The organism is Planctopirus limnophila DSM 3776, assembly GCF_000092105.1.
GTDB classification, from domain to species: Bacteria; Planctomycetota; Planctomycetia; order Planctomycetales; family Planctomycetaceae; genus Planctopirus; species Planctopirus limnophila.
Genome location: NC_014148.1, coordinates 1659857 through 1686381, shown reverse-complemented (window position 1 = coordinate 1686381; position 26525 = coordinate 1659857). Strand labels below are relative to the sequence as shown.

Annotated in this window: 22 protein-coding genes; 6 read left to right on the top strand and 16 right to left on the bottom strand. The window is 52.4% G+C overall.

The features are described from left to right. Positions 1-38: 38 nt before the first annotated feature. The 9 genes from glsA to PLIM_RS06770 form a co-directional block, all read right to left on the bottom strand. Complete coding sequence (gene glsA, locus PLIM_RS06810) at positions 39-1034, bottom strand: glutaminase A (RefSeq protein WP_013109584.1); 996 nt, start codon at positions 1032-1034, stop codon at positions 39-41. A 185-nt stretch (positions 1035-1219) separates the two neighbouring features. Continuing rightward, positions 1220-1999 carry a MinD/ParA family ATP-binding protein gene (locus PLIM_RS06805; protein ID WP_013109583.1) on the bottom strand — a complete coding sequence of 260 codons (780 nt, stop codon included), beginning with the start codon at positions 1997-1999 and terminating at the stop codon, positions 1220-1222. 81 nt (positions 2000-2080) lie between these two features. Next, positions 2081-2587 carry an FHA domain-containing protein gene (locus PLIM_RS22575; RefSeq protein ID WP_013109582.1) on the bottom strand — a complete coding sequence of 169 codons (507 nt, stop codon included), beginning with the start codon at positions 2585-2587 and terminating at the stop codon, positions 2081-2083. Positions 2588-2831: 244 nt separating this feature from the next. Beyond that, positions 2832-4184, bottom strand: a complete 1353-nt coding sequence (gene glmM / locus PLIM_RS06795) for a phosphoglucosamine mutase (protein ID WP_013109581.1) — start codon at positions 4182-4184, stop codon at positions 2832-2834. A 39-nt stretch (positions 4185-4223) separates the two neighbouring features. Next, positions 4224-5693 (bottom strand): hypothetical protein, encoded by a 1470-nt coding sequence (locus PLIM_RS06790; protein WP_013109580.1) that lies wholly within the window; start codon positions 5691-5693, stop codon positions 4224-4226. A gap of 330 nt (positions 5694-6023) precedes the next feature. Continuing rightward, positions 6024-6347: a hypothetical protein gene (locus PLIM_RS06785; protein WP_148227011.1), complete on the bottom strand. Its 324-nt coding sequence runs from the start codon at positions 6345-6347 to the stop codon at positions 6024-6026. Beyond that, positions 6317-6562, bottom strand: coding sequence for a hypothetical protein (locus PLIM_RS24100; RefSeq protein ID WP_148227010.1), 246 nt, complete (start codon positions 6560-6562; stop codon positions 6317-6319). Before PLIM_RS24100 ends, PLIM_RS06785 begins: the two co-directional genes overlap by 31 nt. A 470-nt stretch (positions 6563-7032) precedes the next feature. After that, positions 7033-8841 (bottom strand): hypothetical protein, encoded by a 1809-nt coding sequence (locus tag PLIM_RS06775; RefSeq protein WP_013109577.1) that lies wholly within the window; start codon positions 8839-8841, stop codon positions 7033-7035. A gap of 305 nt (positions 8842-9146) precedes the next feature. Further along, on the bottom strand, positions 9147-9932 hold the full coding sequence (locus PLIM_RS06770) for a glycosyltransferase family 2 protein (RefSeq protein WP_013109576.1): 786 nt from the start codon (positions 9930-9932) through the stop codon (positions 9147-9149). Positions 9933-10534: 602 nt separating this feature from the next. On the opposite strand from PLIM_RS06770, the gene PLIM_RS22570 reads away from it, so the two are divergent. After that, the gene (locus tag PLIM_RS22570; protein ID WP_148227009.1) at positions 10535-11197 is read left to right on the top strand and encodes a hypothetical protein; all 663 of its coding nucleotides are present in this window, start codon (positions 10535-10537) and stop codon (positions 11195-11197) included. On the opposite strand, the gene PLIM_RS06760 is transcribed toward PLIM_RS22570, so the two are convergent. Together PLIM_RS06760 and PLIM_RS06755 are read right to left on the bottom strand one after the other, a co-directional pair. Beyond that, entirely contained in the window at positions 11182-12063 is an 882-nt protein-coding gene (locus PLIM_RS06760) for a CPBP family intramembrane glutamic endopeptidase (RefSeq protein ID WP_013109574.1), read from the bottom strand. The two genes, PLIM_RS22570 and PLIM_RS06760, sit on opposite strands and share 16 nt — an antisense overlap. Then, a complete protein-coding gene (locus PLIM_RS06755; RefSeq protein WP_013109573.1) occupies positions 12060-13298 on the bottom strand; it encodes a hypothetical protein in 1239 nt (412 codons plus the stop codon). Before PLIM_RS06755 ends, PLIM_RS06760 begins: the two co-directional genes overlap by 4 nt. Positions 13299-13763: 465 nt before the next feature. Here PLIM_RS06755 and PLIM_RS06750 point away from each other — a divergent pair, with 465 nt between their 5' ends. Beyond that, positions 13764-14699 (top strand): serine O-acetyltransferase, encoded by a 936-nt coding sequence (locus PLIM_RS06750; RefSeq protein WP_013109572.1) that lies wholly within the window; start codon positions 13764-13766, stop codon positions 14697-14699. Positions 14700-14760: 61 nt separating this feature from the next. On the opposite strand, the gene PLIM_RS06745 is transcribed toward PLIM_RS06750, so the two are convergent. Continuing rightward, positions 14761-18255, bottom strand: a complete 3495-nt coding sequence (locus PLIM_RS06745) for an FHA domain-containing protein (protein WP_013109571.1) — start codon at positions 18253-18255, stop codon at positions 14761-14763. A gap of 284 nt (positions 18256-18539) precedes the next feature. Here PLIM_RS06745 and PLIM_RS06740 point away from each other — a divergent pair, with 284 nt between their 5' ends. Both PLIM_RS06740 and PLIM_RS06735 read left to right on the top strand, forming a co-directional pair. Beyond that, positions 18540-19793, top strand: a complete 1254-nt coding sequence (locus tag PLIM_RS06740; protein ID WP_013109570.1) for a hypothetical protein — start codon at positions 18540-18542, stop codon at positions 19791-19793. Next, positions 19790-21379: an OB-fold nucleic acid binding domain-containing protein gene (locus tag PLIM_RS06735; RefSeq protein WP_013109569.1), complete on the top strand. Its 1590-nt coding sequence runs from the start codon at positions 19790-19792 to the stop codon at positions 21377-21379. Before PLIM_RS06740 ends, PLIM_RS06735 begins: the two co-directional genes overlap by 4 nt. Before the next feature lie 15 nt (positions 21380-21394). Here the strand turns inward: PLIM_RS06735 and PLIM_RS06730 are convergent, their stop codons facing one another. Beyond that, positions 21395-22708 carry a phenylacetate--CoA ligase family protein gene (locus PLIM_RS06730; protein WP_013109568.1) on the bottom strand — a complete coding sequence of 438 codons (1314 nt, stop codon included), beginning with the start codon at positions 22706-22708 and terminating at the stop codon, positions 21395-21397. A gap of 308 nt (positions 22709-23016) precedes the next feature. On the opposite strand from PLIM_RS06730, the gene PLIM_RS06725 reads away from it, so the two are divergent. Continuing rightward, positions 23017-24012, top strand: coding sequence for a DUF1559 domain-containing protein (locus tag PLIM_RS06725; RefSeq protein WP_013109567.1), 996 nt, complete (start codon positions 23017-23019; stop codon positions 24010-24012). Positions 24013-24117: 105 nt separating this feature from the next. Here PLIM_RS06725 and PLIM_RS06720 read toward each other — a convergent pair whose 3' ends face one another. Together PLIM_RS06720 and PLIM_RS06715 are read right to left on the bottom strand one after the other, a co-directional pair. After that, a complete protein-coding gene (locus tag PLIM_RS06720; RefSeq protein ID WP_013109566.1) occupies positions 24118-24705 on the bottom strand; it encodes a nitroreductase family protein in 588 nt (195 codons plus the stop codon). A 68-nt stretch (positions 24706-24773) separates the two neighbouring features. Further along, entirely contained in the window at positions 24774-25598 is an 825-nt protein-coding gene (locus PLIM_RS06715; protein WP_013109565.1) for a glutaminyl-peptide cyclotransferase, read from the bottom strand. Between the two features lie 299 nt (positions 25599-25897). Between PLIM_RS06715 and PLIM_RS06710 the strand changes: the two genes are divergently transcribed. Continuing rightward, on the top strand, positions 25898-26194 hold the full coding sequence (locus PLIM_RS06710; RefSeq protein ID WP_013109564.1) for a hypothetical protein: 297 nt from the start codon (positions 25898-25900) through the stop codon (positions 26192-26194). A 122-nt stretch (positions 26195-26316) separates the two neighbouring features. Here the strand turns inward: PLIM_RS06710 and PLIM_RS24360 are convergent, their stop codons facing one another. After that, positions 26317-26457: a hypothetical protein gene (locus PLIM_RS24360; protein ID WP_155523242.1), complete on the bottom strand. Its 141-nt coding sequence runs from the start codon at positions 26455-26457 to the stop codon at positions 26317-26319. Between the last annotated feature and the right edge of the window lie 68 nt (positions 26458-26525).

The following is a 26525-nucleotide window of genomic DNA, read 5'->3' as shown; positions in this document are numbered from 1 at the left end:
ATCAACAGGCGATAACCTTCCTGAAGAAACTCAGACTCTTACCGCTTTTTGAATGAGAAGAGTTCTAGAATTTTTGAAGCCGCCGCTGATGACTCAAAGGCATGGAGAGAAAACTTTTGCGAAAGCTCCTGACAGGCTTTCACACCACGCACGCTGTTCCCCTTGATATCCAGCAATGGTGAATACAGCCCGATGCCCAGCACTCCAGGAACCACAGCGACGATCCCACCCGCCACACCGCTCTTGGCAGGAATCCCTACGCGAAAGGCCCACTCCCCTGCATAATCATACATTCCACACGACATCATGATACTCAGCAGATATTTCACATTTTCGCTCTCAATGGCCCTGATCTTTGTTAATGGATTAAGTCCGCCATTGGCCAGTGTGGCCCCCATCACTGAGAGATCATGCGCATTCACGAGAATCGAGCATTGCTGAAAGTAAAGTTCAAGTGCCTCCTCGAACTTCTCACTCATCATGTCAAAGTTTCGCATCAGATGGGCCATCGCCCGATTTCGATGACCTGTCATTCTCTCAGACATAAAGACTGTGTTATCAACAAAGACTTCACGCCCGCAATACCGACTGAACATCTCCAACATGCGTTTAACGCGCTCCGGGTAATCTTTCCCTTTGACGAGATCAGCCGTAGCAATTGCACCCGAATTAACCATCGGATTATATGGCCGATTCGACACCTCATCGAGCACAATGGAGTTAAAGGCTTCGCCGGTTGGTTCTACGCCCACTTTCGATAAGACATGATCGAGGCCGTGATCTCCAATGGCCAAACCAAACATGAAAGGTTTCGAGACAGATTGAATTGTAAATGACGTTTTGTAGTCGCCATACTCGACGACCTGCCCATCCGTCGTACAGAGTGCGATTCCAAAGGAATCGGGGCTGGCTGTCGCCAACTCTGGTATATAGTCCGCAATTCTTCCTTCATAGTTAGCCACGAGCCTTGTATGAAGATCCTTTAAAACATCGCGAATCGGTGCTGCGGCAGATTTCATCCGCCCCAGCAGCATGTCGATTTCCTGTGAAGAGTCACCAGACACAGTTCAACCTCTTTCATCCACTTGTGTCACATGAGCCAGCAGAACTGCGATATCAATCAATACGATGACTCAACAGTGTGAGTTCACAATGATAGAATTTGATTCCACTTGTTGAATTGTCCCCACAACGATCACAGTATTCCGATGGGTTTAATTTATTTCTGCGATTTAATGATCCGCTCAGCAAGCGTTTTCAAACCTTGAGTAAATGGGTGATTAGGATACTGATTGGTAAACAGACCACAGCTTCCCAGACGCGACATTTCGTTATTCAGTGGCAGCATGACAGCCACCTCGGCCTGATAGCCATTCTCCACCTGCTCGATAATCAGATTCTCATCGACACCTTCAGGAACTTTATTCACAACGACGAGCAGTTCAGGGATATCCAGACGCCGAGCGAGCTCAACAGTCACTGCTGTTCCTTGAAAATCCTGATTATCAGGCCGAAGGATAAGTACCAGCACATCCGAGATAGCAATCGACAATAAGGTCTCTTCATTCACACCCGGGTGGGTATCAATGAGCAGGTAGTCCAGATCAAGAGTTGAAATCAGTTCCTGTAATCCGTCATTTAATTTGGCGACGTCGTAACCTTCTCTCAAGATGCGGGCAATCTCACCACTGTTGAGGCTCGACGGAATGATATAAAGCCTTGGCCGAAGCGCGCCGGGAACGACATTTCCAATACATTGCTCGGTGATATCGTAGGCAGCATCATGAATACTACAGCGTCCCCAGAGATAGTCATTCAGAGCGTATTTGGCCTTCTTCTGGTCGAACTGAAAGACGACGTGAATTCCCGGCGATTGAATATCCGTATCAATCACACCCACCCGATACCCTGCTTTGGCAATCAACGTGGCCAGGTTCGCTGTGGTGTTCGATTTGCCAGTGCCTCCGCGGAAGGAATGTGTCGAAATAATCTTTGCCAATCTGAATTACCTCCGCCTGCGGCGACTTCTAAATCGTGTTCATCATTGACTGCTCAAGCCTGTTGTTGACCTACTGAGCTTTCATGAACTGCCGGAGGATGCCTGCTTGCCTTGTCGGCGGGCTCGCAGTTCCTTGGCCTTTTCGTTCAATTTCTGAAAATAATCTGTGGATGCCACATTCTCGGCTTCACCTTTCACCGCCTCACGATCAAAAGAGAGCACGATAATCGACTCGGGATCAAAGCTGAGTGTGGCTTGAGCGGTCACTTCCTGCGCCTGATCAAAGCGGAATTGCGGGCCATTAGCACCCAGCCGAAATGTCATCCCGGGTTCGAGACGAATCTCAGTGATGCTTTTGCCATTCACCAGGATGCCGTTACGACCTCTGGAAAAGAGCTGCCAGACACTCCCGGCACGAACAAGCTCCGCATGCGTGCGGGAGACATAAGGATCAGACAATGAAACGTCCTGCTGCGGATCACGCCCGATGGTGATGCGAGGCGATTCAAACGACCAGGTTTGCAAAGTTCGACCGTCACCGGGATCAACCAGATGGATCTTTACAGCAATTTCATTGACCAAAGACACAAAACATCCCAACTCATAAGTCTACTGTTGCACGGCCCTCTGGCAACCAGAGACACATCTGCCAAATAATTTTGCAATGCGTATGCCAACATGTCGATTTATTGATCGCAATCGGCGAAAATACTGGGAAGGATGATTCCTGATAAACTCCACAACAACACATTTGCCCACAGAAAACGCATAACTGCCCACTATTCGCGCAACGCTCTTCGAGTGGCGAAACCGTTGACATCAAGGAACCGTCTTAACCATTGACGATTTGTGCCACGACAGACTTGGCCCGATCGACTAACTGTTGAGCATCGGCAGCCTGGGGAGCTTCAGCAATCATCCGGATGATGGGCTCGGTATTGCTGGCACGCACCTGCACCCAGCGATCGGGCCAATCGAGCCTCAAGCCGTCGCCCTCAACAATCGATGCGTCGGAAAAGATTTCCTTAAGACGGTCACATGCTGGTTGCACAGATTCGCGACCGCAGGTGATCTTGTCTTTCACAATCGTGTAACTGGGAAGGGTGCTGACCCACTCGGAAAGCCGGCACTTTTTCAGCGCCAGCGCATGAAGCACGTAAGCCATACTGACCAGGCTATCGCGAACATAGCCTACCTTCGGCTCGATTACACCGCCGTTCCCTTCGCCTCCAATCAGCGCGTGGACTTCGATCATGCGAGCAACCACATTCGCTTCGCCCACAGCCGATCGAATGAACTCGCAGCCATACCGGGCCGCAATATCGGCTGTCGTCCTGCTGGTCGAACCATTGACCACCACCGCCCCTTTGGCTCGGGATAGGACATGATCGACACATAGGGCCAGAGTCAACTCTTCACCGATGTAATGGCCTGTTTCATCGACAATCGCCAGTCGATCGGCATCAGGATCCTGAGCAAACCCGACATCCGCATGATGTGCTCGAACAGCATCCATGAGTGATGTGAGATTTTCCCGCAATGGTTCAGCCGGATGTTCAAACCGGCCATCAGCCACTCCTCCTAATACGACGACTTCGCAGCCGAGCGTTCTCAGCCACTCGGGTGAGAGGATCGAGCCCGAACCGTGAGTGCAATCGAGCACCACTTTGAACTTCCGGGCTTGAACCACGGGCAGATCAATCAGTGCATTCACCCTGCTCAAGTGAAACATGGCGGCTGAAGGATCTTCGACGACAGACCCCACTGTTTCCCACGACCGATAAGTCGGGCCCTGCTTTTCAAGAATCTCCAGAAGTTCCTTTCCTTGAGTGGCATTGAGTACGGAACCACGCGCCGAAAAGGGCTTCAATCCATTCCATTCAATCGGATTATGACTGGCGGTGATCTGTAAGCCACCAGCGGCCCCCAGTTGCTGAACAGCGACTCCACAAGTGGGAGTAGTCGCAATTCCCAGATCCGTGACTCGGCAACCGGCAGCCGTCAACCCGGCAATGGCCGCATGCCGCAGCATTTCGCCTGTGGTTCGACCATCTCGGGAAAGCACCACATGCCCACCTTTGAGCCATGTTCCCAAAGCCGCAGCAAAGCGAACAACATACTCGGGATCAAGCCCATCACCTACGACTCCACGCAGGCCCGAAATACTGAGAATCCGTTCTCCCATAATGCTCACTCCCTTTGCTGTGATTGATCTTCGATGTCGTTAAGTGGATTTGCTTGAGTCTGCTACTGTGACAGCTGGTTCTGTGGATGCTTGATGAATTTTACGGAGACATTCCCGCTGCAGCAGGATGATCCATGGCCAGATCATGAAGACCAGAGGGATTAAGTATCCCAGGACGGCGCCAGTTTCTCCAAAATAACTGCCCCACATCCAGATCAATAGTCCCGAAACCGGATGGGAAACAAAACTGACTTTGAGGAACGGATCGTACATGTGGCAGCGCACGAATAACGTGGCCGAAGCACATTGATGATGCACGAACAGTGCCATCGCCAGGAGTGATGCTGGCAAAAGTGGTGGCAATCTTGGTTCGAGCTTCTGTGCCAGCCAGCCGATCGTCCAGGGACGCACAATCTCGGGTGGATCGGCCACAACAGGTACCAGCCAGATCGCCAGCAGAAACAACAGCATCATGGCGGCAAGAAAGAGATTGGACTGCCGGAATGAGCGAGAATATAGCTCTCGGAAAGCAAAAAAGTTTTTCTGGGTAGCAAGAGTCGTGAGTACGGGAATTCTCGTCTGTAACCAGGCTGCTGCTGCCGAATTCATCGAACTGAGGACCGAATGAACCAGTCCCAATCTTCCCGCTGCAGCTGGCCCCGTATAGGCAAACACCACCGGAATGAGCGGTGCTGTGGACAAGGTGACCAGTAACCCCTGCAAGCCAGCTCTCAGTTGCAAAGGCCAGGCAGCACTCCACCAGTTGTACCGCGTTGTAATCTTCTGCCGGAGGATCATGAGCAGGAAGGCGCGCTGAATAAAAGCGAGATAACCGAACTCAAAGACGACGCGGGTCATCGCGACGGCAGCAGCACACCATAGTCCCAGCTGAAACCACAACGTCAACCACATGCTGGTTGTACCGGCAACTGCCATCAGAAACCGCATGCGTTGAATTGGCAGGACTTCTCCAGCACCTTCCAGATACGTCAGAGGAATGGCCTGTACCTGAGAGCAACCAGCACAGAAAACCACAGCCAGCCAGGGGTAGAACCAGTTGATCGAATAGGAATCGGCTTCCAGTGAAAAAAAATAGATTCCCAGACCTGACACCATGACCAGAAAGAGACTGGCTTGCACCAGACTCCACCACAAGCCTTGATACAGCAGACTGGCAGCTCTCGATTTTTCTTCGTCGGCACCATTCCATTCCCAGTTGCCATTTACGGAGCTTCGGGAAGGGCGACAATTCGCAAAGCTATGGCTGGAAAGATTGAGAAAAACGATCGTCAATCCCAGTTCAAACATGTTCTGGAGATTGAGCAAACTGCTGAATGTAAAGAAGTATCCCTGTTCGTCCTCGGTCAGTTGCGAAGCCACCAGCAATACAGTGACAGGGCCCGTCACCAGTTGCCATAACCTGGAAGCGACAGCAAAAGCCACAGCCCGGCTCACACCCCACTGACGGGCGAGCTTTACCCACAGGCCTGCACTCGACTCCTGCGACATCCTGCCCCATCCTTCGATGTCACCACTTTGCTGATTCCAATGAAAGCGTCGTAATCGAAATCAGGGATCGGTGTAAAGCTCAGGGGGAGAGTTTAAGGGTCAAGACTTCAACTTCATACGGATTCCAGACTTAAACAGCGTCTTGTGTGCCATGCCTGCGGCTCCGAGCAAGCAAGATCAATGACCGTCAACTCACGGTTGATGCCTGGGATGTGTCTCAGAAGTTGCAAGCAATTGAGACATCCCTCAGAAAGGAAAAACCTCACACATTCCGACCAGTTCAGTCGAGTTGTGTGAGGCATGTAGATGGCGTTTATCGATGGTCGATCATCACCAGACAAGATCTTCGGCTGCAGGAACCGGCGGGGCCGCCGGAAACGAGAGGGGCAATGGGGCCTGATAAGGTGAAAGATACTTCAGGGCCGTGGTTCCGACTGTTGGAAGTGTGTAGGCATCGCTCGACCATCCCGTTGAAGGAGCAGGAATCTCACCGGCATGGACGGCGTTCAATTCCGGCTGTGAGCAAACGGCAGCTTGTGGCATGACGGATACCGAAGTTCCTTCCCAGTTGAACGGTACCGGCACCACTGGTACAGAATCGGCCCAACTGGCTGCACCATAGGTCACTCCGTCAAGGGCCTGCTGACAACCCACGGGAGTCCATTCGGGAGCACTGCAGGCCAACGGTTCACTACAAACGAGCGGGCGACGGGCATGATGCCTGCGGCGACCACTGCAACTTTGGCATCCAGAAGTGGATTCCCACACCGGCGATGAACAGACACTTCCAGCACATGCAGGCCCAGAACATGCAGGCCCAGAACAAACGGGTCCGGCACAAACGGGGCCAGAGCAGACCGGCTGAGCACAGGTATATCCAGGGCCACCATTCGCCCAGACCAGTCCAGTTCCTCCCGAGAACGAAGAGCCGGCACAGGTGGCTCCGCTGCATGTTGGAGCAGAACATCCCGAACAATTCGATCGGTGTCGATGGCCCGCTTGTAAAGATTCTGAGGGGTGAAAAGATAACGACAGCAAAAGAGCACTTGCCAAAGTCGAGATGGCAGCCATGCGAAACATTTCGAATTCCCCGTTATGTGATTCAAACGTGTTGGTATCGGTCGTAGCGAAAATCAAAGGCACGGCTGAAGCCACACATCTGGAAGACTTCGCAACCATGCCTCGCTGGAGAATACACGCAATCGAGGGTTTGGCAAGATGCCCGTCATGCTCTCTGGTTCAGAAAAGAGAAGGCTCCTGCCAGCAGGCTTTCAAAGTGTAAAAGACTTTGAACACCGCGTTGCGATCTCGCATCAAGATCAGCCAACCTCACCACTTGTTATTGAATGGCGAAGTCTGCGGCCGCCTGGATTTGAGTGACCAGTCGGTGGAGATCTTCGACGGGAAAGAGGCACCAGGGATACTCGCGCGACTTGAGAATTTTGTTCGCAGCCACTTCCTGACGGAGAATTTCGATATCCTCACGAACCTTTTGGATCTGCGGAGAAACGATCGTGAGTAACTCTCTGCGAATCTCATTCAATCGAAGGTAACGTTGACGATTTTTTTGACGGCGCGTTCTTCGCGGTAGATTTCGATCTGCTTTCTGATCACAGATCTTTTGCTCCATCAGCAGTAAATCCCGCTCTTGACGAAGCTGGGCCAGTTGTCTGCACAGCATCTGGTGATTGAGATCTGCCCGCGACGAGAGTTCTTCACATGAAGGGAGATGCCTCCACGGGTTCTGCTCCAAATCTCTCAGTAAGGCCTGATGTCTGCGCACATCCGCCATCGTGGCCGAAAAGCCTTCACCCAGTGGCAGATGTAATGTGGCCGTTACGACAAGAAACTGCGGGATGTGCTGACCATAAATTGTTTCAATGAGCCGATCTGTAATCTGATCGTAAATCGCGCCACCGATCCCGTGAATGAACAGATCGCAAAGATAGAGCCTGGCAAACAAGGTCGTCGTCAATGCTCGTGAGCGGATGCGTAGCCCCTCCTGTGCCCAAATGCTGAGTTGTTGGATTGCCGCCTCTGCATCATCGGGTGAGGCAGGCAGGTAGCCAATGATTTTTCGGGAAGTGGAGAGTTCGAGCTGCTGGTCAACATGCCGCACAAAGAGTCGCTCTCGTTCGACCGATGCTGCCTCTTCAGGCTCATTCCATACCCAGAAGGGGATCTCCACTCTTTCGCCATTGAGACTTTCGGGGAATGCGGAATGATCAAGTGCCGATACTATTAAGAGATTCGGGACGGGTCGCTGTTGCCCCTGGATTCCATATTCATCCCGGAACGCCTGAACGATCCGATTGTAGGCATGGCAATGACTGACTGCGTTTCGCATCCAATCGAGCAGAAAGAATTGAAACGATCTGGTACTGGCAATCTGAGAAAGGGGAATCTCCAGGTTCTCGATCTGCTCGCTACGTTCCCACTGCAGCCGGACGGAGGCAATCAGATCACACAGGCGGGCATCATTCGGGCTGAGCGAATCCTGTTCATTGCGCTCCACGTCGGCATGCTTTGAAGGATGATCTGCAGAGGGCATTTTGAGAGCAGAGATCGCGGGTACGACTTGCCATGGCTTTAACGCTTCGAAAATGTTCTGCGAGAACTGATCGAATTTCAGATGATTCTGATTACGAACTTCTTCCCAAGGGGTTCGTTTCGTCAAAGTGAAAAATGGCAAGGGATTGATCTGCGGAGCTTCCCGGGTTCCTGTGGGAACGGGAACAGTGACATCGTCCAGCTCGTCACTGTCGACAATCAGATTGATTGCGATGGCATTTTTTCCCGATTGACGGAGCTTTTGAGCAATCGCATGGGCGGCAATGTTTTTTGCCAGAACGCCGGGATGAAACCACTCCGGTTGATGGCCTGTCGCAATGATCAGATCAGGATTAAGTTCCGCCGAATTCAATCTTGCTGAAATCTGACTCGCAGGCACCCCTGCCCATTGAGCGAGCTTCCTCGAGTATTCGACTGCGAGGGTCAGAACTTCATTTCGGGCAACGTTCTGGCCGGGAGTCCGATACGCGGGGCTGTGCTGAACATCCTCAAGCAAAGAATTGATGACCGAGCTGATCGATGGCTCAATCAGAAGCTCGCCATCCCCTTGCGGGGCACGATAGCGACGAACGGTCATGCGAGTTTTCTCCGCTGCTGAAACTCTACTTGTCCGATCTGCAGTTGGATCGGCCAAAGGACGACTGGAAACTGGCATTGGCCTTACCCTCTGACACTTCCCGCGAGTCGCGCATGAATCACTCTTCGCCACAAAAACCCATAATGCATCTTAGCTGTCAGCTCCCACTGGCAACAATCAAACCCGCAGAAAGCCCCCAAAAGTATCCGCAGCCGCCTCGCGAGCATCCATCAGATCGGGTTCAGCAGCGTTGCAATGGGTCGTTTTGGAATCCATGCGCTGCCATTCAAATGCAGCCTCGATGCTCAGATCTGATTCAAAACGATCTGCTGATGATCACTGACACCCGTTTCAAACAGTCCCGTCTCGATCAGCGCCTGACGAATCACTGCCTCATAATGAGCTTTCCTGCGGACGGAGTCATCCAAAGATCCACCAAACGAACGCTCTTCTTCGAGGTACACTAAAGGTACTGGAAACTCCACAATCTTCATTCCAGCAGCGGCAGCCTGAACCCAGAGCTGCAGGGGCATGGCATACCCGAGATCCGTGATTTGAAACTTCTTCAGCGAAGGAACTCGGTAAGCTTTAAAGCCGCAGAATGTGTCTGTCAGATTCCAATGGAGAATTTCATTCAGGTACGCAGTGATCTCCATGTTGATCCGCCGGCGATCAACGGGAGGAAGGCTATCACCTGGGAATCTCTGCAGATACCGACTCCCGGAAACAATTTCGACGGCGTCTCCACTCGCGGGATAAAGCGCAGCAACCAGTTCTGGAATCAAACGAGGTTCATGCTGCCCGTCACAATCAATGGTTACCAGGGCATCATAATGGTGAGCCAAGGCATAATCGAAAGCCGTTCGCAAACCGGCTCCATAGCCCTGATTCTTCGAGTGGTGAACGACGTTAATCCCGGCAAACTCGGCAAGAACCTCGGCAGTTCCATCCGTTGAGCCATCGTTCACCACGAGAATGTCATCGCTGTACTTTCGAACGACAGAGAGCACCTCGTGAACGTGCCTGGCTTCGTTGTAGACCGGGAGTGCGGTCAACACGCGGTGTTTCTCGAAAATTGCTGGCTTCACCATTGTCGTCTCGATCTTGAAAGCAGAGTTGCTTGGGCAGGTTCAATCAGGGGGTGTTCAGAACCAGTTATCTTGTCCAACTGTCACCAGATCCCCATCGGCAGTGCATAGAAATGACGCTTACCGCCCAATTGTAGCTGGCCCCAGAGGAAGATCCCCACTCATGATGATCATGTTTCCCACACCGGGGTGACTCCCGCATTTCACAGCTTTCCAACTGCTTGGTCATACTTCCGCGGTGGTGAGGCAAACAAAATCAACACATCTGTCATTACCCCGGTCTGTTAACGAATCTTACAGACAGCTGCCAACCTTGCATTAAAATAGTAACCTCACGATCACTATTAATTGTGCCGCCGGCTTGAACTGGAAAAAGCCGATTCTCATGGTGGGACAGAGACCACAACAGGGCAGATGTTCTTTTTCTACGCAAATTGAAAAAAAATCCTCGATTCTCGACTCAATTCTTGACCATTCCCAAAATGACGCCCTAGTCTGGAGGAAGAAATACTGTGCATTAGCACCAGACTCACCAAGACGCTTCTGGTTTCAAGCGTCAACCGGTGCTCATCTGCTGACACATTCACTGACGGCAAAGTGCCATTATGAAATTCATCCACCACCTGCCAATGCGTGCTTTCTTCTGGGGAGCTCTGATCGGCCTTACTCTCCTGGGCTCTGTGCCTGCCGAGGCCGGAGGGATTGCCAGCACAGCAAGCTCATTGGCAGCATCCTCAAGCAACACCTCTTCGGCCGCGACAGGCTGGTACTGGGGTTGGGGTCGATACGGCTACCGCGGCTATGGCTGGGGTTACAACCATCCTTACCACCGCACACCTTATCTCAACTTCGCCTACAGCAGATATGGCTGGGGCAACACCTATGGTTATGGCCCGTATTACAATTATTACGGATACGGCTTCAATGGCCGTGCTCCCTACGCCTGGGGCTGGCCCTATCGATACACCTATGGCTGGAATGCAGCCATGTATGCACGACCCTTGGGCGTTTATTCGCCAGGTTATTACTCCTACCAGGGAATCAACGGCTACGCTTACACCGCCTCAAGTGCTTACTACGCTCCTGCTGTAAGTGGTGTTGCCATTGTGAATACAGGATTCGCAGGAGATTATGCGCCGTACGTCTATTACGGCGAATCTCAGTACGCTCGCCCGGCACTGATGGGCTTGCAGGGCATCAACGGTTCCTGCTGCCAGGATCAAGGTACGCCGGTCATCAACAGTACAGGCTCTCAACCCATCCAGTAGCCGACAAACAGGTCGTAGCCAATGTGGCAACCTGCAGCGATCCCAATGCCGCGAAAGACCAGCAGAGCTCCGAATAAACTTCCTGCCAGGCAGCGAAAGCTGAATGCGGACCAGACATCACGGTGCTGGATGATGTAGTCGGCTGTAGCCAGCAGCGAAATTCTCCCGGTCTCAAGATCCACCTGAAGATAGTGGGCAGCAGCAAAAAGTAACGAGCTGGCCCCGATGGCAATCACCAGTGTGATCACCCGCGGAATCCCCAACATTCGCACAAGCCCATAGAGAACTGGAATCAGGCCCAGCCGGAAGAGAAACTCTTCATAAATTCCCGCACCGAGACAGGTGACCCAATGCAATCTGGGAGATGGATTGGGCCATGCATCCGCCACAGGCGTCGCCAGCTTGCCAGCGATGTTTCCGACAGTGTTCTCAGAGAGCAACAGAGCTTCTCGTGAATGAAGCAGCTCCATTTCTTGAGGAAACTGGGGAATGTTAGCCGAGCTCCAGGGAATTAACTGACCAAGAATCACCAGCAGGGCGGCAAACAACGCCGCTTCGGCCATCATGCCACCGATGACTGAAGGTCGAATGTTCCAATCCTGGCAGGACAGAATGTGCCTGCCTGCCAGCGTAAGGAGGACTAATGCCGGGACACACCACTCATGATCGAAACCCAGCCATCCCATTTGCGTGCGGAGCCAGATGTCGACACCGTTACGCAGAGTGATCACAGCGGATGAATCTTGGCAGGCGGCATGCCATTCATAGATCAACAATAACGGCGCCAGCAGCACCAGACCTGCGAGTGGTCGGGAAGCTTCATCCCAATACTCTCGATGTGAAACAGCTTCTTCTCGGGAGTTCATGAAGCATCAGCCTCCACAGAGGCCGTGATGTTCTGCTTCCACTTCCGCATCGCGTGCAAACCCGCATGACGTCGTCTGAGCTGTTTTCGATTTAACCAATGAGGCCCATTCAGTAGCGCTGCCGCAGTCTGTCCCTGATCGACCCGGTAGCGTCGTCCTTCGAAGGAGACCGTTCGCAACTCCCCGAGTTCCTCAGGCGCCAGGGATTGTGCGAATGTACGAATCAAATCTTTGGAGAGTTTTCCCCGCAAAGCATCTTTCCAGACATGTCGGATTCCCGCTCGCCAGGGATGATTTTCTTTCCCCTGATCACTAATGGAATTGACGAGCTGACAAACTTTCAGCACAGCCATCAGGTGCTCCATCCCTGGTGCAATCGTCAATCCTGCATAGGTTCGGTGAGTCTCGCGAGTCACTCGGTTTCGATGACGATCCAAAGTCAATTCATGGTCTGCAGGAACTGCATCATCAACGCCATGCTGACTTACCCACGATCGAAGTCTGGGAGTGACGGACTCCACCGACATCATCATGGCGGCACTGATTTGCCCATGCTGATGCTGGTAGGCTGGCCATTGTGAGGGCTGAATTTTTTGATGTTGGAAGTGAACTGCCAGTAAAGACCAATCACAGACCAACAGAGCCAGTGCCAGTTGATACTGATCTCGCCTGGTGAGTTGGATCTCCCGTTTCGAGAGTTCGCATAACAACTGCCCACACTGCAGCGCAGCGAGAATGATGTGAACTGCGTCCTGATCCTGTTGAAAACAATTTTGAAGCCCGACATCCGCATGAAGGCGATTGAGCATCAATAGCGGTAATCGACCTTTGGGAATGGCAGGGCTGGAAATCCATTCCAGGACAATTTCGCTGGCGACCTGCACATACTTGTGAATGGAGTGCCGGGCTGCATTGAGGAGTTCTCGGCACCAGCCTTCGCGCTTTGTCCACTGGGCTAGAAGTGCTCTACCAGCCTCCAGTTGCAGTGATAATGGCTCCTGAAATGTCAGATGGCGAATGAGCCGAAAGGCCGGAAGCATCGAAACCGGGCGAACAGCAAATTGATCCATGGCAGAAAAGAACTCCTGCCGCTCAAGATCAAAGGCTTCCTCGCGATCGCCAGAAGAATGCACATTTTTTGGGAGAATGTTTTGAGTGAACGAACGAGCATGCCAGTGATCATTCCCTTTGGGCTGTGGAATTTCGTTCCAGGGCTGGTCAGATCGTATGGGCATGGCACATCATTTCCCTCGGGAAAACTCTCGGTGTCAGCAATCTCCAAAACCGCTTCTTCCACAATAGAAGGGCATGGGTGCGTCGCTGATCTCGTCAGGTTTCATCGACGGACGGGCCTGCTGCTCCAAGAAACAGATCGAACTCTGGAATTGATGATAAGTTCCTTGCTCAATGTGACTTACAACATACAAGGGGTGCCAGTGGCAGAATTGACCAGACGATTTTTTGGCAGAAAGTGCGGAAGGTAAGTTTTACGCGAACTTCTCCAGCAATAAGCAATCTGACACTGGCAGGAATTTTTCACGTCCGGAAGAATGTATAGCCGACCTAGCATGGTGGTAGATGCAGATTATATGGGAGAATCATTCGACCACTCCGGATCGAACGAAACCCAGGTGTCCCTGACAGCAGCAGAGACTGAAGTTGCTGTGGATGCATTTCCGGGAAGAATTAGGGACTTTGTTATGGCTACGGATCTTCGACTCAAAGACCAGTTGCCGGAAATCACTGATCGGATTGTCGAATCGTATCGCGATTTTGCGACGACCCACCATCTGGGACATTGCCCATTGCCCAGCAGTGAAGCGGTTTACGAGATCGCGCAGGATCTGCAGGAGATTCTCTTTCCGGGATATCGCCGTCGGCAGAATCTGCACATGGGCAATGTGACCTATCATGTGGGCGATCTGGTCGACAGTCTACATGATCGCCTGACCCAGCAGATTGCCCGTGCACTAAGGCATGATTATCGCCGCCAGCATGGGATTTCCTGCGCCGATGAAGTCTCACACGATTTTGAAGCGTTGGCCCAGGCCAAAACCATCACGTTACTGGAATTATTGCCGCGTTTGAGAAGAACACTCGCGCTGGATGTGCAGGCGGCATTCGATGGTGATCCTGCAGCCGGAAGCCTCGATGAGATCATCTTCTGCTACCCGGGACTGCATGCTGTCACGATTTATCGCCTGGCTCATGAGCTATATCTGCTCGATGTTCCATTGATTCCCCGCATGCTGACGGAATGGGCACACAGCCAGACCGGAATTGACATCCATCCCGGTGCCACCATCGGACATTCTTTCTTCATCGATCACGGGACGGGGGTGGTGATTGGAGAAACCTGCGAGATCGCCAATCATGTCAAGCTGTATCAGGGTGTAACTCTGGGCGCACTCAGCTTTCCGAAAGATGAACAAGGAAATCTGCTCCGCCGGCACAAGAGGCACCCCACGATTGAGGATCATGTGGTTATTTATGCCAATGCGACTGTCCTCGGCGGAGAGACTGTCATTGGCTCGCATGCCGTGATTGGATCAAGCGTCTCGCTCTCGCACAGTGTGCCACCGAACACGATTGTGACCATTGAAAAACCATCGCTACGATATCGCGAAGCGAGTTGAATTCGATCAGTGGGAGAGTCGCTGGAATGGATTCCCACCAGCGGCTCACCCTTTTCGATGGCTACTCCTGGCGGGCTTCTTGCACAGCGCTACGGCCTTCAAGTTCTGCGGAATGAGCCAGAGCGAGTTGTAATTGAGCCGAAGTCTGGACTCGACGAACTCCCTTGATGGTTTCCAGCAACAGGTAGATCCCGACGACAGTCACCACCAGACCCTGCATCAGTTGTGGCTGGCCATTGGCAAATTTACCCAGGAGCAGCACACTTCCTGTGGCCAGTGCCCCTGCAGCGAGCATCCCTTTCACCAGCACCTGCATGCGTGAACGTTTCCAATGACTGCTCTTGACGGCCGTCCGTGCAGAGACATTGGCGACTTGCCGCATCGATTCCAGATGAGCACGGAATTCGTCTTTATCGACTTTGTGCCGGGGTTCTTCACTCCAGGTAACGGGGACTTCCGGAGCTATTGTCGCGACTTCCTGCACAGGTTTGTGACTTGCCTGTGATAAGGCTGAAGATTCCACTGATCGGCTTGTTTTGGCAAGTGCATCGGCCTTCTGTCCATAACGTCCCAGCAATCTGGCCATGTACGAAGCGACCGAATCTTCTTCTTCATCTGCGGTCTGCGTGGCGTCGTTCTGAGTTGACTCGCGACTTACGGAACTGGCCGAATAGGTATCCGCAGTGTCCATCGACTCATTGGGCGTAGCCGATGAATCTGCTGAGAAATTGCGTGTTTCTGGTTCCTGTATCTCTGCATCCAAAACTGGTTCGGAATAAGACGCGGCTGAGACTTCTGCATGGGCAGCCGTCGAGTCTGGTTGATCATGGGTATGGACAGGTGCTGGATATCCAGCGGCTGAGTCGTCGTGGCTCGCAAGCTCTGCTTCCTGCGATTCAGACTCTTCCACTGACGATCGACTGGCACCCAGATCCTGGATTCCAAAGAGTTGAGCCAGTTCTGCCCGAAGACTGAGTGCCGGATCTGACGCGGCAGAATCGTTCGTCAAATGGTCATTTGTCGTATGACCGGTCTGCTGAAGACTGGATCTCTCCAGATGGCTCAACGAGGTGAGGCTCGCAGGTTTCGCTGCCGGGATTTCGTCATCGGGCTCATTCCACAAGCGGCGACTGGCTAGAGGTTCTCCAAAGGTCGACTCAGCGGGTTCTTCAAGATGCGACGCATCAGCCAAGACTTCATTGGCCCAGGGGTTGATACTGGAGATATCAAACGCAGGCAAACTGTCCGCCTGATCTTCTGCTTCGAAATTGCCATCCAAAGATTCATGCAAACCCGAGGAGTGACCAACCGGAGTAAACTCATCTGTCGGGTGATAAGGCTCCAAAGGACTCAAATCACCAACAGGCGAGAATTCCTGTGAAGCGGCAACTTCCAAAGCTGCGGCCGGGTCGACCGGCGTGGAGATGGTTTCTGAATGATCGATTTCAGGAACATACGACTCACCGGGTGTCACCGGCAGCCAATCGACAGTACCAGGCATGATCGTCTCGGTATCACTCTCGATCAGGGCGTTCGGTTCGATAATCAAGTTCTCTGGAACAATTTCAGAGTGATCAACAAGAGTGTCTTCCGCCAAGGCAGGCTCGGCTGTATGGCCACTAATCTCAGTATGATCAATGGCAGGGTTCTCAATCTTTGAATGAGATTGTGCCTCTTCCGTATCTGCACGCTCGGCAGGTTCATCCGAGATTGAGAGAGCTTCAACTGCTGCTGCGATGGTCTCCAAGGCAGCGGCAGCCTGCTCGGACGCAGGAATATCTGTTATGGGCTCCAAAGTCGATGCGACGATCGCAGGGTGATTTTCAGCCTGGGTATCGAAATTTTCATCGACCGCATCAACAGCCAGTTCCTCTACGGATTCAGGTTCTGAGAACGGAGAACTCAAGGTTTCTGGCGTCATCTGAGGGCCAGAGGCCATGGATTCGAGTGAAGCCCGCTCCTGTTCGAGGGCTTCCATTTGCGAGCGGAGATCGGCTGTCGCCTTTCTCATCGATTCATCCCAGCGACTCCAGGTCTCTTCCTGTCGGGCCTGCTCTTCCTGAAGCGAAATTCTGGCGGCTTCAGCAATTTGTTCAATGCGGTTTTTCTCGTTGACTAACGCCCGCTCACGAAGATCTAAAGCCTGATGACACTCGTCGATCGCTGCTTCTCGAGCTGCCTGTTCACTTTGTTGAATGGCCAATTGTGCCAGATCGTGCGAGAGTGTTGACCGCTGTAAATCCACTTCATGCCGGGCACGCTGAAGCTCTTCTTCCTGCTGGACAAAAGCGGCTTTCAACTGTGACAGTTCAGAGTCTTTGGATGCGACTTCCGCCTCCCGGCGGCTCAACGACTGCTCCAGGAGTGCTAACGCTTCACTGCGTGACTCCATGTCGGCAAGCTGCTTTTCGATCGATTCCGCTTCGCTTTTCTGTGCCGCAAACTTCACCTGCCAGATCGCTTCGTCATCGCGAAGTTCGGCCTCGCGCTGTGCCAGTTGCAGCTCAAAATCAGTCAATGCCTGTTTCTGGATTGCCAGACTCTCGACTGCCTGAGCATGTTCGGCCTGGCTTTGCAGAAGGTTCCGCTCGAGTTGCTGCAGCGAGGCTGATTTTTCTTCGACTTGCTTTTGAAAACCTTGTTCCGCTTCAGCCAGTTCGACTTGCCGCTGCAGCAGCTTGATCTGAGTTCTTTCAAGTTCTTTACGCAAGGTCTGCTGGGCAGACTCTGTCGTCTCAATGGCCTGCATTCGCAACGAAAACTCGGTCTCCCTTCGGACAAGTTGAGTGCGCAATCGCTCCAGTTCGGTACGTTGCTCAACGAGACGGCTATTTTCTACAGCCAGCGTACGGGTTTGATCGAGGGCCGCTTGTTCAAGGTGCAACCTCTGTTCCATAACGGAGGCCAGCGTGCGCTGCAATTCCTGCTTGATCACTTCCCGATCAGCGAGTGCTGACTCTGGTTTTTGTTCGACTGGAGCTGAAATTTCTGCGGACTGAGTGACATCGCTCGCGAGATCTTTCTCCAGCCGATTGTCGGAAATCGACAGACTGGAAGGGGAAGAGCTGGCAATTCCCGCAGTGAGTTTTGATTCTGTGATTGGCAAAGAGACTTCTGGCACTGCGATGACAGGTAAAGCTGCTGTTACGTCGCTAACGACCGATGGATTGGCTGCTGTTACGTTGGACCCAGAATTTTCGGGTACAAACTGGAGGAGTTCATCAGCCGTGGCCAATCGAAAGCGGAATGTCCATGGCCCGATGGTGAGCCGATCATTCGGCTTGAGTGTTGCTTCCCGGACGGGCCCATCATTGATCCAGGTTCGGGAATCCCAGGCTTTCACAATAGCCGATGAGGGCCCCACAATCAGCAGGCAATGCTGAGCACTGATCCCTTCACTCGATAGCTGCAAGGTGGCTTCTGACCCGCTGCCCAGCACATGTCGCCCTCGACGAAGAATCCATGGTGCCCCACCTAATGTTGGCACGAGCACAAATGCGCCAACAGTTTCCGTTTCACGAGGTTGAAATGCGATCGGGGCCATCAATGTCGTCACTCTGGAACTCCTCAATCAAGAACCGCTGGGAAGTATGCGCAATACAACCCACCATGAGCCCTATAGCTTCTGGATGTCTCGCTGCGCGCGTCATGTTGCCTGTAAGCAACATTTCCAGTTTCAGCGAGAATGACTTTTCCGGTTGTTCCGATTTTGACGATTCACAGATCGGCCATTGAACCACGGACTTGGTCGCCTAATAATGCACTCAATGAATGGATGACATGGCGACTCAACAGGTGGAACGCAAACTGGGCAACTCAGCCTTTTAAGAGTGTGAGTCTATGGCAGGCTGGTTCAGCCAATCTTCGAAATCTGCTCAATCGGTTCCACCGGTCGCGGTACCCTTTGAAATTGCCTGTGGATGTGGCAACACAATTACGGGGGAACGTTCCTCTTCGCATCAGTTCATCCCTTGTGTGCAATGCGGCCAGAAGGTCTTTGTCCTCCCGGCAAACGTCTATCCACCGGTGGCGATAACAAAGACTCTTTCGAAAGCCCAGCCGGAGAGTTCGCAAAACTCAGGCGATGATCCGGAACTGAACGAAGCCCTAATGGCTTCGACCGCTGGTGAAGCCCCCATCGTGAAAGGTGCCAAAGCGATTGGCCGGAAGGTGAAGCCGCTTCCAGTGCCGATCACCTTACCTCAGGATGCAGCACCACCCGAACCTTCGGCTGTCGAAAAGTTGATTGCCAGTTGGGGAAAACGCCTCCATCAGCTGAAATCGTCCTGGCGCATCTGGCACTCAATCGTGAGTGCGACAGCAGTCGTTCTGGTACTGACGGGACTGGTGCTCTGGAGACAGTCGGCCATTGCCTCCGCCAAATTGCGAGTTGATGTGGCCACTGAAGCCGGGATCAAAGCTCTCAAAGAAGGGAATTTCCCGGAAGCCAATCGCCAACTGACAGATGCCGTCACAGCACTCAACTTATTGGGAATTCAAACAGACACATCGCGAATGGTGCGGCAATATGCTGCCGAGGCCAGAGCTGCAGCAAATCTGGTGGAGATCCCGTTTGAGGAGGGATTGCCAGACCTTCGCGGGCCGCAGTTTTCAAGAGAACTCAAGGATAGTGTCCGTCGAAACTATGCCGGCAAGTGGCTAATTTTCGACAGTTCCGCAGAGCGTGACCGGTCTGAGCCTGAGACAAACGGCTGGAAATTTGATCTCCCGTTGCAGGTTGCCGGCCGAAAAACGATTGTGCTGCTCAATCCGGATCGGATGAGATCGAGTTTTCCCAATGGTGATGAATCGCAGCGAATGATTGTGGCTGGGCAGATACAGGAGATTGAAGTTCCCGCAGATCGGCCTGAACTGCGTATTCGACTCAGAGGCGATACGTTTTCACTGTGGGCACATGAGGAAGTGCTGCAGACGCTGGGACTCGATTCCATTGATCCAGATCTGAAAAAAGAAACTCAGGAGATTCTTGAGCGTCAGATGGCAGCGATGGGCTTCAAGAGCACCGGACAAACGGCTCCCGGAGCTGATCAAGCTGGCGAGAACAACTCCGGTAAGAAGGAGTCATCGCCATGAGAATCGCTCATTTCATGAAGGCCAGACGTACCATGGCGGGATTGATTGGATCGTTACAGGCTGCTCGACTGTCCATCATGTTTACGCTGGCATTGTTTTGCCTCGTCACGACATGCCAAGTCGAAGCGAGTGAAGAAGCCTGGTCTACCCAGCATTTCAATGATCTGAAAGATCGCTGGGATAGCCTGGTCGATGTTCCGGTAACGATCGAAGGCAGAATCACCTCGCTATCGAAAAATTCGATGCGACTGGCTCGATGCGCGATGCCATTCGTTCTCAAAGAGGAAGATGCCCGGCAGGTTTCAAGTGGTAAGAGTGTGGTTGTGCGAGGGACAGTCCGCAAAGAGAAAAACACGGACAAACTTCTGTTTGATGTTTCCAAAGTCAGCGTGGTTGCGGGCGATGGGGAAAAGTATCGCATTCGAGCCGGAGAGATTCGTGCCGGCGAAGCACAGCCGTGGTATGAACTGGCTGACTGGGCTGAGAACCGAGCCACTTTTTTTGCTGATAGCGAGCTTAAGGTATTGGCCGACAGTGCCCGCATGCGGGGGTTGCAGACAGAAGCTCGAATTCTCAACCCGCGAACCCCCGAAGCCCTGGAGAGTTTGGCCAGAAAAGCCCGCGAATTGAAGCTCGATGAACGCTTCGCGATGGAATTGCAATTCGAAGGCATGTGGCTCCAGGTCACGACCATGATCCGCGATGGACAGCCAGATCCGGCAGCACTGGCCAGCACCGTTATGCAGATCAGTCGCAAGTTTTCCGGTGCAGAGACTCCCTTAGCGAAATGGATTCCGGTTGATCTGCAGAAAGCCGAGGTTCTTAATGATTATGCTGCAGCCGATGATGCAAACCGAAAACTATGGCATCGCCAGTTGATGATTGCTGCGACAGCAGCAGAAATTCAGGCACGCTTGTTGTCTGATGGCAGGAATGGCGTTGAGCTGGCAGAAGAATGGCGGATCCGTCTTCCGGAAAGGGCAAATGAAAGCCAGAGTTTCCTCGACCGCTATGATGCATTTCGAATGGCACGGCTCAAGACGATGACTCGCGAAGAACTCCTGGCGTTTACCAAGGATCTCGAAGCGCGGAAAAAAGCCGACGTTGCCACTCAAGCTCGCCGGGCATGGATGGAACATCGAGCGGAACTCTCCATCCCGCAAGGTGGTGCAGGTGTCGTCCGCATGGCTGAAAATCACCGCGCAATCTACAACGATGAACAAGGTACGATTGCCATCCTGCAAAACGGCTGGCTCAAATTTCCTGAGGACAAAACCCTTCGTGAAGCATTTGAAGGACTAGGTTATCGGCTCAGTGGAAATCGCTGGACGAGAGAACTCTCAACAGCCAATTCACCCGCAACCACTTCAGCGAAGGCTCCTGGTGAATTGGCGAACGGCATGACAATGGAACAGGCCAAGAGCCTCCTGGGTGCTCCGCCTCGACGAACACGGCTGATTCTAGGCAGCGGGCCGATTGAACACTGGATTTACGGCGAAGGGGCGAACCGTCTGATTCTTGAATTCAAGTCGGGGCCCGGCAGTTCATTTCGTTTGAGTTCGTTTTACACAGATGCAAATCGATAATTCAGCTATCTGAATTTATTCAGTTATGATTCGTTTGGCCTTCATCTCGAAACGTGGCAGAACTCCCGGTTCGACAAGTTCGATGCTGGCTTCGAAGTGATGCCGCTCTTTGATCTGCTGGCGAATTTTCATGGCGCAACTCTGACATGCTGCCTCACTGAGACCGCGCCGGCATTCGATCCGTATACTCACTTCCTGCATCTGCCGGTGAGAATGAACACGAAGCTGGAATTCCTCCACTTCCGGTATCGAGCGAATGATTGCTTCCAGACTCGAGGGGAAGACGTTGTTGCCACGGATAATCCACATATCGTCTGTGCGGCCCTGGATTCCACCCATGAGCCTGACAAAAGGGGGATCGCCTGCGACCCGCTGCCAGGATGGTGTCACGATATCACCTGTGGCGTAACGAAGCAGTGGTGAGCCGACTCGCCCCAGATTCGTGATGACCAGTTCTCCGGATTCTCCTTCTGCGACGGCACGATGAGTCTCAGGATTGAGGATTTCAACGATGCATTCTGTCTCAAGCACAGATAACGAGCCGGGATCATGTTCGGTTTCCATGGCCAGCGGGCCCACCTCAGTCATGCCCCAATGATCAAAAACCCTGGCATTCCAGGTGGTTTCGATCAGTTGTCGGGTCGCTGGGATATTTCCACCGGGTTCACCAGCCACGAGAATCGCGCGAACAGATGACTTTGTCAGGTCGATCCCCTGCTGCCTGGCCACCTCGGCTAACCGGAGTGCATAGGTGGGAGTACAGGCGAGAATCGTGATCTGATTTTCATCGATGAGTTTCAGACGAGCTTCACTGCTCATACCGCCAGCAGCCAGACAAAGATTTCCCATCTGTGCAGCCCCTTCGAAGCCTGCCCAAAAACCGAGAAACGGGCCAAAAGAAAAGGGGAATATCAGGCGATCTGTCGCTCGCAGCCCCATAAGTGCATAGATCTGCTTCCAGCACGACATGATCCAGCCCCATGATTCCGGCGTGTCGAGCCAGCGTAAAGGCTTCCCGGTGGTCGTGCCGGAGGTCTGATGTAACCTCGCGTAGTCTGAAAGAGGAAACGAAAGATTGGTGCCGTAAGGTGGGTTTTGTAACTGATCTGCCACCAGCTCGGCTTTGCGAACGATTGGCAGCCGATCCAGCAGGGCTCGCAAGTTTTCCGCAGTCGGAGGGATGGACGAAAGTTTGTCTGATGTCCACTCCGCTGATTTGAGCCTGGGTTGCCAGAAGGCGTTGTGCTCCAGTCGACCGACAAGTTTGGCCAGACGCTCGAACTGCTGATCGAGAAGTTCTTGCCGATGCGATGGAAAGGAGACGTTCATCCGCTGGGACCTTTTCACGGTTGTCAGACGATGGGCTTACCAATCTTTCACAGGAATCTTGCAAAGATCTACCACACAGTCTGATTTCATCGTGCGTAGCCCCTAAGTGATGGACTCGAATCAGCCAATAACCCATCTCACCCAGTACCAGCCAACACTTCAACACCTCTTCAATCGTACGAACACTAAAGTTGCTTTTGCTTTCAGAAACCTCTTGCAAGCCTATTGCATTAAGTGTGTTGCATGGTAGGCTAATGTTATCACGGGATTTGTTTTCATCATTTTCATTACCCACTGAGAGTCAGCCCATGTTCACGATAAATGCTCCAGGTTTATCGAAGATTTGTCCTGCAAAACATCATACCCGCAAAGGATTTACACTGATCGAACTGCTGGTGGTGATTGCGATTATTGCCATTTTGATCGCTCTTTTATTGCCAGCAGTTCAGCAGGCTCGTGAAGCGGCCCGGCGATCACAGTGTGTCAACAATCTCAAGCAATTGGGATTGGCACTGCACAACTATCATGACACACACGGTGTTCTGCCACCGGGCTGGATTGGAGTGGATGCAGCCACTCGGCAGCCACATGCCGAAGATGGTGTCTCTGGGTTCTCGTGGGGAACGATGATTCTTCCAATGCTGGATCAGACACCACTTTATAACCGTATCAACTTTTCTGACTCATGCATGAGTACTGCAGGCAACAACAACCAAACTCTGCTGCGTACGATTCTGCCAGCCTTCCGCTGTCCATCGGATAGTGGGCCACAAACGTGGCAGATTTTCGATGAAGCGACTGGCGCTACCCCATTGGCAACTCTGGCAAATGCCAACTATGTCGGAGCCTTTGGAAATTCAGTTCAAGGATATACAAACTACTCATGGGAAGATGACATCGAAGATAACGGGCCAGATCATCAGATTCGTGGCAATGGGATGTTCTGGCACAACAGCAATGTTCGCTTCCGTGATGTCAGCGATGGACTCAGCAATACGGTACTGGTGGGCGAACATAAAACTGACTTGCTTCCAGATCCCTCAGAGCCTGACGAGCAGTGGTTCAGCACCTGGGGAGCCGTGATTCCTGAAGGGGCCGAAGCGATTGCCCGCGTGTTGGGTCTGGCCGATCACACGCCGAACCATCCTTCAACTCACCTGGACGATTTTAGCAGCCCGCATGTGGGCGGGGCTCACTTTCTCTTCGGAGATGGTCGCGTGCGATTCCTGACCGAAAACGTCGATCTGGGTCTGTTTAAAGCCATCAATACTCGCGCAGGCGGTGAAGTGGTCGGCGAATACTAATCGCCAACAGTTAAGTCTTTACATAACGACTATCACCAGGAAGCAGACCATTTATGGTTTGCTTCCTGCATTTACTGCTACCCTAAAAGCAATGAAAACAGTGCTTCAAGGAAGTCTGGTGAGAATCTGATCAGCAGTACGCTGACGGCTGCCAGGTGGAACTTTGGCGGGATAGCCGTACCAAATCAGGCCCACGATGCGGTCGTTTTCTGGATTGAGACCACAAATCGTGGCGAAGTCCGCTCGCTTTGTGATGTCGCCTGTGGACCATTTGCTGGCAATGCCTCGTGACCACAGACTTAACGTGAGATTCTGTATTGCACAGGCACAGGCTGCATAATCTTCTTCGGCAATTTCCGGGTTGTCCGAGACTTTACAACCGACCACCAGCCAGCCGGGGATTTCAGCCCACTGTTTTCGCTTCGTGGCAGCAAATTCGGCCCCTTTACTGGCTGTGAGAATCTGATCGTTCAAGGTCAGAACTTTTTCGATCGTCTCAGGCCCCAGATTGACAAACAGCCATGGTTCTGTCCGCCGGTGGTTCGGAGCCCAGCGGGCGGCTTCAACCGCTTCGAGCAGAGCATCCTGAAGCCCGTTGGCTTCAGGCAAAAACGCACCAATTGTCCGGCGAGTCGCCATGAGTTCCTGAATCGACTTCGACACATCAGATGGAGGCAATAAAGACTCTGTCATAACGAACGCAAATCCTGCAAAAAACGGGAGAACCTGATCCCATATCAACAACCAGCCATATCACTGGCTCAGGGCTTTTTGGCGGCTGGTTCCGGGAGTGAGTCGACTCGAATCTCAAACAATTGAGGCCAGTTTTTCCCGGTGACAAACAACCGGCCTTTCACTGGATCATAAGCGATTCCATTTAGAACTGCCTCCTGATGAGGACGACGATTGGAAGGAAACAGATGGCTCAGATCGATCCAGCCAATCCCCTCTCCTGTTCGAGGATCAATTCTCAGGATGAGATCGCGATGCCAGACATTGGCCCAGATTTCGTTTCCCACAGTCTCGAGTTCATTGAGATCGGAGACCGCTCGACCATCCGCGCGGACCGAGATTTTTTTTAATACTCGAAAGGTCTCTGGTTCTAAAACCTTGAGTACAGATGAACCATCACTCATGACCAGATGTTCGCCCCAGCGAGTGAGACCCCACCCTTCACCCGCATAGCGGATCGTCGATTTGTATTCCAAAGTTGCTGCGTCAAACACAAAGGCTTCGCGATTCTTCCACGTGATCTGAATCAGTTGGTCACCCCGTTTGGTGAGCCCCTCACCGAAATACTGATCGTTCAAGCGAACAATCTTTTGAACTTTCCCGGTTTCCAGATCCACAATCCGCAACGAAGAACTTCCAAACAGGCCCGTACTTTCGTAGAGAGTACCGCCCTCGACCACCAACCCCTGGCTGAAGGCTTCTGGATCGTGTGGAAAAGCGGCCACAACCTCGGCCTTTTCGACAGGCAAGACTCGATCTCGTGAGTGAGCCGTCGAGTGATCGCAAGCGACCTGAGACCACATGCAGCACAGGACAACAAAGAGCGACCATTCCCTGGAGAATTTGATTGGCATGTGAGCTCTCATTGCTGCCGCCAGTTGGATTCGAAGACTGATTTACCTCTTTGGTCATACCCGAAACACCAAGATCAAACCAGACGAAATGAGCCTTCGGGATAGCCGAGGTTTGATCGACGGCACGGTCATCCAAGAAATTTATCTCACCAGAGGTGGATGATGGCCACCTGAAAACTACTGGTCGAGTTGGCGAATAAAAATGTAAAATTCCGAAGCAACACGTTTTCTCAACAGAAGTAAAATCCAATATCTCGCTTCCTTCCGTTCATTTTGACGGACGACATAAAGAGAACCTGATGGCTGAACTTGATGCAACGATGCTGACCAAGGGTGAACTTTCACACATGCTGGGTGAAAATGTCGTCCTCGACACTGTGGCCAATTATGTGATTGCCGGTCGCCTGGTGAGTGTGAACGGCGTTTTTGCGACATTAGCCGATGCTGATGTTCACGATCTGCGAGACTCGAAATCGAGCCGAGAGTTATATGTGATTGAAACCAGGCGGTTGGGAATTCGAGTCAACCGCAAACAGGTCCTCGTTCGGTGGCAGGAGGTGGTGGCTCTTTCCTGCCTGGCAGACGTTGTAATCTAGCCAGATTCCATCTTCACAAATGCACAATACGCAGAGATTACCGGGTTCGTTTCTGTTCCTGAAGTCCGAGGACCGCATAAGTTTGATTCTAGCGATTCAGAGGCCACGAATTGCGGTAGAATTCAGGCATCGACACCCCACGACTGGCAAACCGTAGTCAACCGAAATACCATTAGGTGCAGAAAGATGATGAGATTGTCTTTGACGAAGCGATCCATCCCCTGATGGAGATAAGGACTGTCGGAGACGATTCTGGTCAGCATACCTGGCCATCATCGATCGTTGTATTCACCGTATGGCATCCCTGACGAATTTCATCCTTTGACGATAC